The 521-nt window shown below is 73.5% G+C and carries 1 protein-coding gene; it reads left to right on the top strand.

Annotation, left to right across the window (positions count from 1 at the left end; translation table 11 throughout):
* Nucleotides 1-17: 17 nt before the first annotated feature.
* On the top strand, nucleotides 18-521 hold a 504-nt coding region (locus tag IEZ08_RS39200; protein ID WP_308426637.1), incomplete at its 3' end, for a ketoacyl-synthetase C-terminal extension domain-containing protein.

Here is a 521-nt window from a genome sequence, read left to right on the forward strand (position 1 = left end):
ACGCACCCTCCCCGCACGTGGACTGGACAGCCGGCAAGGTCGAACTCCTCACCCAGACCGCGGAATGGCCGCGCGGAGACCACCCGCGCCGCGCCGGGATCTCCTCCTTCGGCATCAGCGGGACCAACGCGCATGTGATCGTGGAGGAGGCGCCGGCGGCGGAGGTCCCGGTGGTGTCGCCGGGGCCGGGGACGGTGGTGCCGGGATCGACCTCGGAGCCGGAGCCGGAGCCGGTGTCGGTGCGGGCAGGAGTGCCGGTGGCGTTGGCGCCGGTCTCGGCCCGTACGGCCGAGGCCGTGCAGGCGCAGCTGGCCCGGCTGATTGCGTCGGGGTCGGTGGATGCGGCGTCGGTGGATGTGGCCTATTCGCTGGCCACGACGCGGGCGCAGTTCGATCACCGGCTGGTGTTGCTGGATGGTGAGCCGGTGGCCGAGGGCGGGGTTGCCGGGGGTAAGACGGCGTTCGTCTTCACCGGGCAGGGCAGTCAGCGGCTGGGCATGGGCCGTCAGCTGGCGGGGCGG

The organism is Planobispora rosea (genome assembly GCF_014648175.1).
Lineage (GTDB): Bacteria > Actinomycetota > Actinomycetes > Streptosporangiales > Streptosporangiaceae > Planobispora > Planobispora rosea.